Origin of the sequence: Caballeronia eucalypticola (genome assembly GCF_047608185.1) — a bacterium.
GTDB lineage: Bacteria > Pseudomonadota > Gammaproteobacteria > Burkholderiales > Burkholderiaceae > Caballeronia.
Map to the genome: position 1 here is coordinate 1 of NZ_JBLKRU010000065.1, position 13,068 is coordinate 13,068.

10 protein-coding genes and 2 pseudogenes are annotated in these 13,068 nt (G+C 58.9%); 5 read left to right on the forward strand and 7 right to left on the reverse strand.

What is annotated here, in order from left to right; all coding sequences use genetic code 11:
* Positions 1-586: 586 nt before the first annotated feature.
* The 6 genes and pseudogenes from ACMX25_RS37180 to ACMX25_RS37205 all read right to left on the reverse strand — a co-directional run.
* Positions 587-2,076: pseudogene (locus ACMX25_RS37180) on the reverse strand (carbohydrate-binding module family 20 domain-containing protein); the annotation flags it as partial.
* A 38-nt stretch (positions 2,077-2,114) separates the two neighbouring features.
* Positions 2,115-2,393: pseudogene (locus ACMX25_RS37185) on the reverse strand (hypothetical protein); the annotation flags it as partial.
* Between the two features lie 32 nt (positions 2,394-2,425).
* Positions 2,426-3,229, reverse strand: coding sequence for an enoyl-CoA hydratase (locus tag ACMX25_RS37190; RefSeq protein WP_414954862.1), 804 nt, complete (start codon positions 3,227-3,229; stop codon positions 2,426-2,428).
* A gap of 10 nt (positions 3,230-3,239) precedes the next feature.
* Positions 3,240-4,883, reverse strand: a complete 1,644-nt coding sequence (locus tag ACMX25_RS37195; protein ID WP_414954863.1) for an acyl-CoA synthetase — start codon at positions 4,881-4,883, stop codon at positions 3,240-3,242.
* A gap of 183 nt (positions 4,884-5,066) precedes the next feature.
* On the reverse strand, positions 5,067-6,158 hold the full coding sequence (locus ACMX25_RS37200; RefSeq protein WP_414954864.1) for a flavin-containing monooxygenase: 1,092 nt from the start codon (positions 6,156-6,158) through the stop codon (positions 5,067-5,069).
* Positions 6,159-6,205: 47 nt separating this feature from the next.
* Positions 6,206-6,511 carry a hypothetical protein gene (locus ACMX25_RS37205; RefSeq protein ID WP_414954865.1) on the reverse strand — a complete coding sequence of 102 codons (306 nt, stop codon included), beginning with the start codon at positions 6,509-6,511 and terminating at the stop codon, positions 6,206-6,208.
* A gap of 273 nt (positions 6,512-6,784) precedes the next feature.
* Here ACMX25_RS37205 and ACMX25_RS37210 point away from each other — a divergent pair, with 273 nt between their 5' ends.
* The 3 genes from ACMX25_RS37210 to ACMX25_RS37220 all read left to right on the forward strand — a co-directional run bounded on the left by ACMX25_RS37210 (position 6,785) and on the right by ACMX25_RS37220 (position 9,405).
* On the forward strand, positions 6,785-7,891 hold the full coding sequence (locus tag ACMX25_RS37210) for a catalase family protein (RefSeq protein WP_414954866.1): 1,107 nt from the start codon (positions 6,785-6,787) through the stop codon (positions 7,889-7,891).
* Between the two features lie 251 nt (positions 7,892-8,142).
* Positions 8,143-8,388: a hypothetical protein gene (locus tag ACMX25_RS37215; protein WP_414954867.1), complete on the forward strand. Its 246-nt coding sequence runs from the start codon at positions 8,143-8,145 to the stop codon at positions 8,386-8,388.
* A gap of 288 nt (positions 8,389-8,676) precedes the next feature.
* On the forward strand, positions 8,677-9,405 hold the full coding sequence (locus tag ACMX25_RS37220; RefSeq protein WP_414954868.1) for a cytochrome c biogenesis CcdA family protein: 729 nt from the start codon (positions 8,677-8,679) through the stop codon (positions 9,403-9,405).
* 17 nt (positions 9,406-9,422) lie between these two features.
* Here the strand turns inward: ACMX25_RS37220 and ACMX25_RS37225 are convergent, their stop codons facing one another.
* Complete coding sequence (locus ACMX25_RS37225) at positions 9,423-10,319, reverse strand: LysR family transcriptional regulator (protein WP_414954869.1); 897 nt, start codon at positions 10,317-10,319, stop codon at positions 9,423-9,425.
* A 90-nt stretch (positions 10,320-10,409) separates the two neighbouring features.
* Between ACMX25_RS37225 and ACMX25_RS37230 the strand changes: the two genes are divergently transcribed.
* Both ACMX25_RS37230 and ACMX25_RS37235 read left to right on the forward strand, forming a co-directional pair.
* Positions 10,410-11,369: an SDR family oxidoreductase gene (locus ACMX25_RS37230; RefSeq protein WP_414954870.1), complete on the forward strand. Its 960-nt coding sequence runs from the start codon at positions 10,410-10,412 to the stop codon at positions 11,367-11,369.
* Between the two features lie 462 nt (positions 11,370-11,831).
* Positions 11,832-12,869, forward strand: a complete 1,038-nt coding sequence (locus tag ACMX25_RS37235; protein ID WP_414954871.1) for a serine hydrolase domain-containing protein — start codon at positions 11,832-11,834, stop codon at positions 12,867-12,869.
* Positions 12,870-13,068 lie beyond the last annotated feature (199 nt).

The following is a 13,068-nucleotide window of genomic DNA, read 5'->3' on the forward strand; positions in this document are numbered from 1 at the left end:
TTCGTGCGCCGGAAGCGCGCCCAACAGATGATTGCCGTGCAGGTCTGATTTGAGGGTCAACATGATTTTTTTCTCTGATTCGTGCGCTGTGCGCCTATTTTTTATACTGGTCCGCCTCGCGTCTTCTTGATGCATCTGACGGCATTCATCGAAGACATGTTGCGACCAGCCCCGTAAGCAGACTCGCCGAAGTCGTGGGTTATTTTTAGACTCCGGCTAGTGTTGCACCACACATAAAGCGAGGACCGTGCCAGATCTCTGAAACCCAGTACCAGCATGGAGCCTCGTTGGATATGCAGCAGCACACAATGGGGACGAGAACGTTTTTGATTCACTCTTGAACAGTACAAACCCGAATGAACGTTATCTGTCCGATCAAACGCGCAAACGCTGTCGTCGGGCCAATGCCTTACTGGAAGGGCGTCCGAGTTTTGAAGCGATGCTTGAAAGCACCGGTTTGCTGGCGGCAAAACCCTAGTCGCATCAGCATTTCCCGGCCGTTTTAAAAGTGATACAGAAATGTCTGCTCAATCCGGCGTGGCCGGGGACGTTTGCTTTCCGCATGATTTGAAACGCCGCACAATATTCACCAACCGACCGTATCGTCTAATGCTGCGCCGCCCGACGCCGGTACGTTCAGCGTGCGATTGCCACCTCCGGACACGTTCTCCCACGTCACGCTTCCATCGGCATTCTTGCGGTAGTACTTGTATTGAACACTGCTGCTCGCCGGCAGATTCACCGCGTTGCTCCACACCGGATAATTGGCCGGGTCCACCGGCAGTCCGAGGTCGGTGTTCCAGTTGCCATGTGCGTCCGTGCTGCCGGTTATATACAGGTACTGCCCCGGCTGCGTCGTGGCCTTGACGCTGATCGTGACGCTAGCCTGCCCGCTCGCCGGCGGGACCACGCAATTGCTATAACGCGCGCGCACAATGAACGGAATATCGACGACCCGGCCCGCGTGAATCGATGCAAGCAGGCTGATGTACTCACCCATCGCCCAGTTGAGCGGCGCCATGGATTTTGGTCGGTGCGCCGGCAGTGAGTCCCCGCGGCGTCACGACCTGCCAGTTGCCGGGCAGAGTGACCGTGTTGGTCCAGATCTGTTCGGGGATGAAGCCTTCAGGCGTTGCGTAGGACCTGACGGCGTTGAGGTACGCAGTGCCGCTGCTGCCGGCTCCGCTGCTCGCGATGCTGAACATTCCGCGCTCGGCTGTAAAGATGTGCCACGCGCGGCCGACGCCAGTGCCGTCGAAATTGCTGCCGTCATTGTGTTCGCCGTAGCCGTCGAAGTTATAGCGGAACCACGCCTGGTTCGAGTCCTTCACGTTCATCGCGAGCACGGCGTCATAGGCGGAAAGCGTACTCACAATAGTAGGATCGTTGGCACGCTTCACGCCCATGCGCACCAACTCGGGAAAACCCCCGTCGACCGCCGCGCGTTCATCCTGCATGCCGCCGCCGTTCTTCACGAGAAAGGTCTGACCAGAGTCGGGGATAGCTGGTGGGCTCGTAGCTTTGCCCGCCGCTGCCAGAGCTTGCGGTTCTGCTCTTGTTCGCTGGATTGATGCGGACATGGTACTTGCCGCTTCCGTACGCGCCGCTGCTGGTGTAGGTCCAGTGCGTGACGTTCTGTTGCCAATAGTCGGCGGCTGCAAGGTAGCTGCCTGCGCGCGCGTTATCGACGTTGTCTTCTGCAATGCGCGCAGCGGCAACGAGGCCCGCCACCTCTGCGGCTATCTTCGACGGCGAGTAGCCCGAGTCCTCTTCCCATCGATCCTGATACGTCCACGGCCCTGTACGGAGAATATAGTCGGCGGTGAGCGCGATCTTCGGCCACAACGCGTTATAGACGGCCGGACCGAGACGCCACGCGAGCAGGATCGGCATGGCTTGCTCGTCCATCTGCGTCCCTTGCCAGTAGGGCCAACCGCTTACCCACGCATTCTGCGGGAAGCGGCCAACGCGGCTGAATCCTTGCGCGCAACCATCGGCATCGTATTCGGCGGTGCCGCAATCCGTCTTTTGCTGCAGCGTATTGAAGAGATAGTTGACGACGGTCGCAGGCGTCGTACGGATCGATAAGGCTGAAGCTTTTCCTCATCGACGAACGTGCCGGCGGCATCGCCAACGAGGAACTGCAAATCGACGGACTCCGTTGTGTCGAGCACCGGGCAATACACCTCCGACACAACGCCGCGATAGCCCGTGAAGTACACCTGCGACGTCGCACTCAGCGCTGTCCCGAGGAAGGACTTCTGCGCCGGTCCATGCATGGCAGCCGCGCCTGGAGTGCCAAAGGCTTCACCGGAAGTTGCGGCATGAACGGCGCCTAGAAACAGCGCCGCCATTGCCGCGATGGCCCACCGAAACCGGGTCGCAAGTGTCATGGCATGCCCTTCCCTGGCTCCGCGTCAGTCAGCTACGTTTCGCGCCACCGCGGCGGGCGCTTCTGGATGAACGCCTCGGTTCCCTCAAGCGCTGCCTCGTCCATCATGTTGCGCGCCATTGTGTCGCCAGCGAGTTGATACGCTGTATCAATGCCCGCTTCCAGTTGCCGATAGAACAGGCTCTTGCCGGCGGCGATCGCCGCACGCGGCTTTTCACTGATACTCGTCACGAGCGCACGAATTGCATCGTCCAGCTCTTCGGGCTCGGCGACTCGATTGACAAGGCAGCGCTCACACGCGGTTTGTGCATCGATAAAGTCGCCGGTCACAAGCATTTCGAATGCCGCCTTGCGAGACAGATTGCGCGACAGCGGCACACTGGGCGTCGAGCAGAACAATCCGAGGTTGACCCCGGACACAGCGAAGCGAGCGGTGCTTGCGGCCACCGCCAGATCGCACATGGCGACCAGTTGACAGCCCGCCGCAGTCGCAACGCCATGCACCCGTGCAATCACAGGTTGCGGCATGCGCTGGATGGTCAACATCATCTGCGAGCAGCGAGCAAACAAATCCTGGTAGTACGCGTATGACGGTGTGGCTCGCATCTCTTTCAGATCGTGGCCCGCGCAAAACGCACGGCCCGCGCCGGCAAGCACAACGACACGCGCATCGGACGCAGCCACCTCATCCAGGCTGCGCTGCAGCGCGTCGATCAATGCTTCGGACAACGTGTTAAATGCGTCTGGACGGTTCAGCGTTATCTGTACCGCGCCGGGAATGCCGTGGATATCGTGATCGATAAGCACTAGTGGCTCCAGACTTGCGCCTTCGTTCATGTTCCCCCCGTCATACGTCAATGGCCGATACCGATCCGGCGCGCTTACGCAATTCGAACTTCTGTATCTTCCCGGTCGATGTCTTCGGCAACTCGCAAAACTCGATCGAGCGCGGCACTTTGAAACCCGCAAGATGGGCTTTGCAATGCGCGACCAACTCGGCTGCACTCACCGTTGCGCCCGCCTTCAACTCGACGAAAGCGCAAGGCGTCTCACCCCAGCGAGGGTCCGGCTTCGCGACGACGGCGGCCGCGAGTACCGCCGGATGGCGATACAAGACATCTTCAATTTCGATGCTTGAGATGTTCTCCCCGCCCGAAATGATGATGTCCTTGCTGCGGTCCTTGATCCGGACATAACCATCCGGATCGACGACCCCAAGGTCGCCGGTGTGAAACCAGCCGCCGCGTAATGCTTCCTCCGTCGCGGCGGGATTCTTCAGATAACCCTTCATCATGATATTGCCGCGAAACATGATCTCGCCGATTGTCTCGCCGTCTGCCGGCACTTCCTCCATCGTCAAGGGATCGCGCACCGTCACGGCATCTTGCAAGTGATAGCGCACGCCCTGCCGCGCATTCAGGCTCGCGCGTTCACCTATGTCGAGAGTGCTCCATTGAGCTTGCTGCGCGCAGACGGTCGCCGGGCCATAGACCTCAGTCAGGCCATACACATGCGTCAGTTCGAAGCCAAGCCGCTCCATGCCTTCGATCATGGCCGCAGGCGGCGCCGCGCCGGCAACCATTGCATGGACGCGGTGCGTGATCCCGGCTTTCATCTTATCGGGCGCATTGACCAGCAGGTTCTGTACGATCGGCGCGCCGCAATAGTGCGTCACCCGCTCGCGAAGAATCAGGTCGAAGATTGTTTTAGCATCGACCTTGCGCAAGCATACGTTGACCCCCGCGCGCGCAGCGACGGTCCAGGGGAAACACCAGCCATTGCAATGGAACATAGGCAGCGTCCACAGGTACACCGCATGCTTCGGCATGTCCCATTCGAGGATGTTGCTGACCGCGTTGGTGTACGCCCCGCGATGGTGATAGACAACGCCCTTCGGATACCCTGTTGTCCCTGATGTGTAGTTCAGGCAGATCGCGTTCCACTCATCTGATGGCGGCGCCCATTCGAACGCAGGATCACCGCTCGCCAGCAGCGCTTCATAGTCGAGTTCGCCAATACGCTCACCCGGGCCGGCATATTCGGTATCGTCGACATCGATGACGACAATCGGGTGGTCTACATTCGCAATGGCCTCGCGCATCACGGCGGAGAATTCCCGGTCGACCAGCACTACTTTCGCCTCGCCGTGATTCAGCATGAACGCGAGCGTGCTGGCGTCGAGTCGCGTGTTGAGCGTATTGAGGACTGCGCCGATCATCGGGATACCGAAATGCGCTTCGACCATCTCCGGGATATTGGGCAACATGACGGCGACCGTGTCGCCAACGCCAATGCCGCGGGCGCTTAGCGCAGACGCCAGACGCCGTGTGCGCGCATAGGTCTGAGCCCAGTCGCGCCGCACCGCACCGTGCGAAATGGCGGGCATTGCCGGATAGACCGACGCTGCCCGTTCGATGAAGATCAAAGGTGTCAGCGCCGCGAAGTTGGCAGCGGGTTTGTTCAATCCCTCTTCGTACATGTCGTTGCTCATCGCATCTCCCTTGTCCCATTTAGCCTTCGATTTTTCGAAGGTCTATCCGAATGCGAGGTTCGCCGCCTCACGCTTCGCACTCGATATTACGCGCGATAGAGCGCAGTGGCGGGATTGTTGGTTTTGGTTGTCTCGATTGACGAATGCCGCGAGCCACGCAGGCCCTCCGGGCGCCCACCGTTCCTACATGCGTGTGATTTCGTCTGCAACCCGTTGCGCCTCGATTCCGATTTCGCGCAACATGCCGGTCGGTGAGACGACAAACCCGCAGTAATGCAGCCCGGATTTTGTCTCCCCGCCGGTCAGTTCGCTCTGCGGCGCCAAGAGAAAATCGCTTCCCGGACGAAACCCTGTCGCGGCAATAATTGCGTCGAAGTCCCGCGAATGCCCATCGTCAAACGTGATCTCGGTCTCGCTCATCTCGCGGATGTCTCCAAGCACCTGAATGTGCCCCTCGCGAACCAGTTTGACGGTACCGATATCGATGAGCGGAATACGCGTCTTCGTCTTGATTTGCGTGAAAGGACCCATCGAGAGTTTGCCGAAACCGAGCTTGGTAATGTCTCCGATAATGAGCCGCACGAGTGGCGCAGCGAGCGCATCAGCGAGTCGCGCGGGAAGGCGGCTCAACGCGATAGAGACAGCGAGTACGGGCACACCGAAGATCTCGCGCGGGATGATGTTGACCGGTCCGCGAACTGCCATTGCCACTTGCGCACCGTGTTCATGGAGATCGATGGCAATCTCTCCGCCGCTGTTGCCGAAGCCGATGACCAGAACGCTCTGGCCTTGGAATGACTCGCCATTGCGGTACTCGCTGCTATGCAGGATGCGGCCGCGGAAGCGCTCCTGGCCGCGCCACCGTGGTACGTACGGAACCGCGTTGCAGCCGGTGGCCACGACCACTTGCCGGGATTGATAGACGCCGGCAGTCGTGGTTACCGTCAATCCGGGATTGCGTGGACGAACCGTCCTGACCTCCTCGTTGAAGTGCGGTGCCAGCTCGAAATGCCGCGCATACAGTTCGAGATACTCGACCACTTGTTTGCGCGATGGATAACGCGGCGTTCCAGCGGGAAACGGAAAATAAGGCAGGGTAGAACGGTCCCGGTCGGAGTGAAGGTGCAACCGGTCATAGTGATGACGCCAGCTCGACCCGACGCTGCCCGCGCGCTCCACAATCGTGCAGGACGCTCCGCGCTTCGTTAGACACGCAGCCACCGCGAGGCCTGCGGGCCCGGCGCCTATCACGAGCGTGTCTAACTTCTGTTCCATCTACGAACTCACCAGACGTGATTTTCAGAGACGCCAGAACCAAGCGGTCAAGCGCCCGCTTTGAACGGGGGAACGCCCTTCAGCGAGGCCGCAAGCTCCGCGCGTACCGTATAACGAGGCGCGGCCATCCACGCGACCAGATCCGCGTGCAGATGATTAAGCGTGCGTTCATCGAGGTCGAAATCTCCGTCGAGCCGGTCGCTGTTATCGCTCTCGTCGTGCCGTAAATGAATGCCCCTTATCTCGTAGCCGTCCCAGTATGCAACCGTCTGCTCATTAAGGTCGGCAGTGGTGCCGAGCGGCCGGTTGCGCAACAGGGTGGTCAACGCGGGTTGAATCGATGCGTAGTCCATTTCCATATTCCGCTTGGTGTCGCTTAGAGACGTGCAGCGCGGAAAAATTCTCGTCATACGATTTATTGCCGGATGAAATGTTGCCAGGCGGCGGCGCTACGCGGCGTGGCGACTCTTTCTTGCGCCGGCCTCATACGCGAAGCACGCTCACTCAACCCCTCACTCCGTCGCCACCCATCGGCTTGACCGACTGCGGGAACATCCCTTGCAAGGACGATGAAAACAACAACTCGCCTTCAGGACACATTCGTCCCCACATAGCGGAGCTTATCCATGTCAAGTTTGCAAGCCATAAAGCCCTTACTCTACGACTCAACGTTCGAGCAAGTCCCTGAAGACGAGGCTGAAACGACGCGTGAATTGATAGAGACATTGCGCAGTATTCTCGATACGACTTCGCACGACTACGGCCATGCGGTCCGCAGCGTGCATGCTAAAAGCCACGCCTTGCTGCAAGGCGAATTGCATGTGAATGCCGGACTTCCGGCGGAATTAGCCCAGGGACTCTTCTCCACGCCCGGTAATTATCCCGTCGTATTGCGATTTTCGACCAATCCCGGTGACTTGCTTGCAGACAGCGTATCGACGCCGCGCGGTCTCGCAATCAAGGTCACGGGAGCGAAAGGTCCTCGCCTGCCAGGAGGCGAATCCGCTACGACGCAAGACTTTGTCATGCAGAATGCTCCGGCATTTACGGCGTCGACCCCAAAACAATTTCTGAAGACGCTGAAGCTGCTGGCAAAGACGACCGACAAGGGCCCGGGCATGAAACAAGCCTTATCTGCGGTCTTGCGTGGTGTTGAAGCCGCGGTAGAAAGCTTGGGCGGTGAAAGCGGAACCATCAAGAGCCTGGGCGGCCACCCCGAAACCAACATCCTTGGGGAGACTTATTACAGCGTCGTCCCTCTCCTCTACGGCGACTATTTCGCGAAACTTAGCATTGCTCCCGTGTCTCCCGGTTTGACCGCCTTGGTCGATGCGCCGGTCGATCTTAAAGACAGACCCGACGGTCTGCGCGAGTCGGTGAAGGAATTCTTTTCATCAAGCGGCGGTGAATGGGAATTGCGCGTTCAACTCGCAACCGACATTAAGAAGATGCCCATTGAGGACGCGGCAAAAAAGTGGCCCGAAGATGAAAGCCCTTACGTTGCAGTTGCGCGAATCGTCGTGAATTCGCAGCCGGCATGGTCCGATGCCAGATCAACTGCGGTAGACGATGGAATGGCATTCAGTCCGTGGCACGGGCTAAGCGCCCATCGCCCGCTTGGCGGAGTGAACCGGACCCGAAAGCCCGCGTATGAGATGTCTTCCGAGTTCCGCCAGAGTCATAACGGATGTCCGTTCCACGAGCCAGGATCGTTTAGTCCACTGCCTGAATAAGACCTTTTAAGACCTTTGTCGGCCATGTTGCTCCGTGTTGTAATTTGCCGGCACGGAGCGCCCTCATTGGGTCATGAAGCAGCGTAAGTGCAACTTGGAAACTCTGCGACTAGCCGGTTGCAAGGACGGCGCCACGCTCAATGCGGACAATCGATTTTTTGCGCTGTCCGCAATCCGCCGTTATTCGACGTGAATTCCAATAGCCGTCAGAACCGGCGCTCCTTATCTTATAGGATTGATCGGAGGCGCGAATGGACGCAAAAATTGTCGCGATCGTAAAGTCGAAAGGGATCTTGGCAACGCATTGGCAATTCGACTTCTCAGTAGAAAATAACGAAGGCCGGGCATTAGAGGGCACCGTCTCGCTCGCCGAGGCAATCGAGTTCGCAAACCGTAGCGATCCAGGTCCAGTCGCCGAGATGTGCCGCGTGATCAAGACCACGCCGCCGCCCGATTTTTCCTGGCTCGTTGGACGGATTTTCAGAGACTCGCGTTAAACGATTAGCTGAACATATCCAGAACGTTTCTCGGGCCGCGCGCACTGCGTCATTCCGGAAACGGAGCGAGTGGCCTTTTCCTGGCCAACCCAGGCTGCAAATCAACACTTTTCTGATTCTCCACGATGGACAACTCCAGCTTGCCACCCTGGCGTGCGCGGAGATTTGTGTCGCTGTGTATCCGCAGCATTCCCTGACACACAACGTTGCACCGGCGCTTGCCGTCGACACAAGCCAGATACGCCCGGGCGTTCCAATACGGTCATACCAGCCAACGGAACGCTCATCGTGCACAACACCATTGAAACACCGCTCGCCTTGCTCGCAGGCTTGCTCACCATTGCATCGCCTTGCATCCTGCCGGCAATGCCGATCCTGCTCGGCACCTCGGTCGAGCGACCAAGCCGCGTCCGCCCCTTGTTCATCGTCGCGGGTTTTATCCTGACGTTCGCCTCCTTCGCGATGCTGCTCTGCGCGGTGTCCAGCACAGTGCACGTGGCCCAGCAAGTGTTGCGCAATACCGGCATCGCGTTGCTGGCGCTCTCTGGACTGCTGCGCGTGTGGCCACGTCCGTATGACTGGCTGGTGGCGCGTCTGCAACCGCCATTGCAACGCATGAGTGCCGCGTTCTTGCCTGGGGTTCAAACCGGGACGCAACCCGGCAGCGGCAACGCGGGCGGCTTCGTGCTCGGCATGTCGCTGGGGGCGGTGTGGACGCCCTGTGCCGGGCCCGTACTGGCATCCATCCTGGTGCTGGTGGTCAAGGCTCAGGACCTGGGCTGGTCGGCGCTGCTGCTCACCCTGTACGCTATCGGGGCTGCCATACCCATGCTGGCAATCATCTATGGCGGTCATTACATGACCCAGCGCGTCCGGATAGTGGCACGTCACGCCGAACGCTTGCAGCAAGTATTCGGCGTGCTCGTCATGCTCACGGCGATCGCGATCTACCTGCAAGTCGACGTCCTGGTCTACGCGCGGATCGCCGCTATTTTCCCCTCGCTGAAAGGGCTCTGATCCAGGATGGCTCTTCCCTACGCTCCGTGAACGTATCGATCCAGCCCTTCAGCGAGGGCTGCAAACGCGACCTTACAACTTGGGTTGTCGCGCAGGTCTTCGTGCATGGCTAGCCAGGTATCCAGTCGAAGCGAAATCTTCTCGGGGAAGAGACGGATCAAATCACGGTTGGGGTCAGCAAGCCCGATTTGGCACATTCCAATACCAAAACCGGCACGCAACATCGCAAGCGAAGCGAGGTCACTGTCAGTGCGCAATGCCATCGACTCCCGGCGCAGTTCGGACAGCTTGCCTTTCACGCTGCGGATAAAAGCGGTTTCCTTGTCGAAGCCTATGAGCGCATGGTTAGCCAGCTCGTCGATATTCGCCGGCTTGCCGCGACGTTTCAGATAACGCTTGTGCGCGTAAAGCCCAAGCTCGACATCGCCAATCCGGCGCGCAATCAATACTCCCTGGCTTGGCCTCTGCATTCGTACCGCGATGTCGGCTTCGCGCTGCAGCAGGTCTTCCATCCGGTTAGACGGCATCAGTTCAATGATGAGTTCGGGGTAAGCAGCGTGCAGCGCGGTGATGATAGGCGGCAGCACCTCCACGCTAATGACGTCGCTGGCGGTAATACGGATGGTGCCCCCGACTTTCACGCCCTGACTCGATGCAGCCCGCAACAGCGCAGCACTATTCGATTCCAGCGCCTCGGCAAACGGCTTGAGCGTCAGCGCTTCCTGCGTGGGGCTAAGGCCCTGTTGCGTGCGGACAAAAAGCGCATAGCCCATGGCCAGTTCGAGCGCATCCACATGACGCCCGACCGTAGGCTGCGTCAGTCCTAGCGCACGCGCCGCGCCCGAAAGCGAACCCTCGCGCATCACGCCCAGGAAAGTCCGGTAAAGATCCCAGCTAGGCTCGGTCTCAGTCATACAAAAATGTATATCAGCTCTATTGGTATCGATAATTTCATTTAACCGCCGTCTGCGCAAGAATAATCACCATTACTTCAGGAGGCAAAGATGAAAGACACTCGCATGGCGTTGGTTTTAGGGGCTACCGGCGGCATTGGTGGCGAAGTGGCACGGCAACTTGCTGCGCGTGGCTGGAAGGTCCGGGCGTTGCATCGCGACCCCGCCGCGCTGACTAATCGCGATGACCGGTTCGAATGGGTCAAGGGCGACGCAATGAGTCGACAGGATGAGATTGCAGCCGCAGACGGCGTGCAGATCATTGTCCACGCGGTCAATCCGCCAGGATATCGCAACTGGGCCGCATTAGTACTTCCTATGATCGACAACACCATTGCCGCGGCGCGTGCTTCCGGCGCGCGGATCGTGTTGCCGGGCACGGTCTATAACTATGGCCCGAACGCATTCCCTGTATTGCGCGAATCGTCGTCTCAAGAACCACTCACGCATAAGGGTGCAATTCGTGTCGAACTGGAGCACCGCCTCCAGGCGGCAAGCTCCGACGGCGTGCGCAGTCTTGTCGTGCGAGCTGGCGATTTTTTCGGCCCCGGCAGCGCCGGCAATAGCTGGCTCTCAGCAGGTATCGTTAAACCCGGCAAACCGGTTCGCTCGATGTCCTATCCAGGGAAGACCGGTATCGGACATCAGTGGGCCTATGTGCCGGATGTCGCGCAAACCATGGTGCGGTTAGTCGAAAAGGAAATTCAGTTGCCTGTTTTCGCGACCTTTCATATGCGGGGTCATTGGGACGCCGACGGCACGCAAATGGTCGGTGCGATCAAACGCTCGGTCGGCGAGCCTGACGTGAAGGTACGTGCTTTTCCCTGGTGGGTGCTTCCAGTGATGTCGCTGTTCTCAGAGACGTTTCGCGAACTGCGGGAGATGCGCTATTTGTGGAAGGAGCCCATACGCATGGAGAATGCTTCGTTACTGGCAACGCTGGGAGAGGAACCGCATACGCCTTGGGACGAGGCGGTCAAGACTACCCTTGGGTCGATGCGTTGCATCTAAGCGTCATGTCGTCTTGTTGTCTGCGTGACTTGCACGGCGTTCGGGGGGTAGGCGACGTGCGGCCTATCCTCCGTTAAAGCAATCGGGTTGAAAGAAAATCACGCCGCGTCACGAGACGTCAACGCTTTCCGTGTGTGAATCGTTTAATTGAAATCGCTACTTGGACGTAGCGCTTGTGAGCAATGCGATTAGCGGTGGAAATCTATTCGCAAGTCTCGTCACACGACTCGCAAGACAACAAGGAGCAGGACTGTGCGCAAATGGGTATAGCCGGTCATTCCCCTTCTTCTATTGCTTGCGGCGTGCAATGCCCACGCACAGGCGGGCCCTGTTTTTTCGGCCACCGGATATGCCGCCGACGCCTATGGCGCACAGGAAAACTATCCGCTGCCCGTGCCCGGAAAGGCCCGGACACAAAAAGAGTTCGTGGGTTACTACACGCACTTCGCCAACGTGAGACCTGTGGACAATATAGCAAAGGGAACCGGTCCGACGTCGCCGCTAAAGCGCGCCGATAGCGAACTTCCGCTCAGCTACCCCTACGACAGCCACATCAGGACAATAGGCAGCTATCTCGACCGGAACCCGGTCACCGCCTTGCTGATTGCCCGCGACGATACGATTCTCTACGAGCATTATCGATACGGCCGAAAGGACAATGACCCATTCATGTCGCAGTCCATGGCCAAGACCATCGTAGGCATGCTGGTCGGCATTGCTGTGTCCGAAGGCGCTATCCGTTCCATCGACGACCACGCAGACGCCTATGTTCCCGAACTGGCCAACACCGCTTACGGCGAGACGCCGATTCGCGACCTGTTGCACATGTCCTCCGGCGTCGCGTATCACGAAGATGGCATGCCCGGCGACGACCGCGACAAGCTTGGCCGGGACTTGTTGAATCCCAAGGGGGTTGGCGCAATTGCGGGCGTGAAGCGATTCAACGTGCGCGAGCGCGAGCCGGGCACTCACTTCAACTACGCAAGCGCTGAAACCGAAGTCCTCGGCCTCGTTCTTAGCCACGCTGTTCATATGTCGGTAGCGCAATATGCAAGCGAGCGCATCTGGCAGAAGATGGGCATGGAGTCCAACGCCTCCTGGGGGAAAGACCCGACCGGGCAGGACATTACGTATTGCTGTGTCAGTGCAACGCTGCGTGACTGGACTCGCCTTGGCTTGATGATGGCGCACGATGGAATGTGGAACGGTCAGCAAGTCGTCCCGCGCCAATGGCTGCTCGATGCGACCACGGTCAGCTCGCCCACGAGTTTTCTCGCGCCCGGGCACGCAAAAACGTACATGGGCTATGGTTATCAAGTGTGGATCCTGCCGGGCGATCGCCGCGTGTTCGCGTTGGCGGGTATGGACGGACAAAGAATTATTGTCGACCCGCGCTCCAAGCTGGTGCTGGTTCAGACAGCCGTATGGACCAACGATCAGGATCCCGGCATGCTCGAAGTCCTCGCGCTATGGAATGCGTTAGTCGAGCAATATGGTTAGCCATCTTAAGGATTTGGTCATCCTGTACAACGCGTGCAACATTGTTGTGAAATCGCGCGAGAATTGACGGGCTAGGTTTGAGGGGCGGTGGCACCCTGCCTGCCCCAGTGTTGCGCCTTTGGCCGCCTCGTACCTGAGGCGCTCAGCCTTCCGGTTCGGGTCGAAGCAATTGGGTAAAGAGCCTGATTCAGTAAAGCGC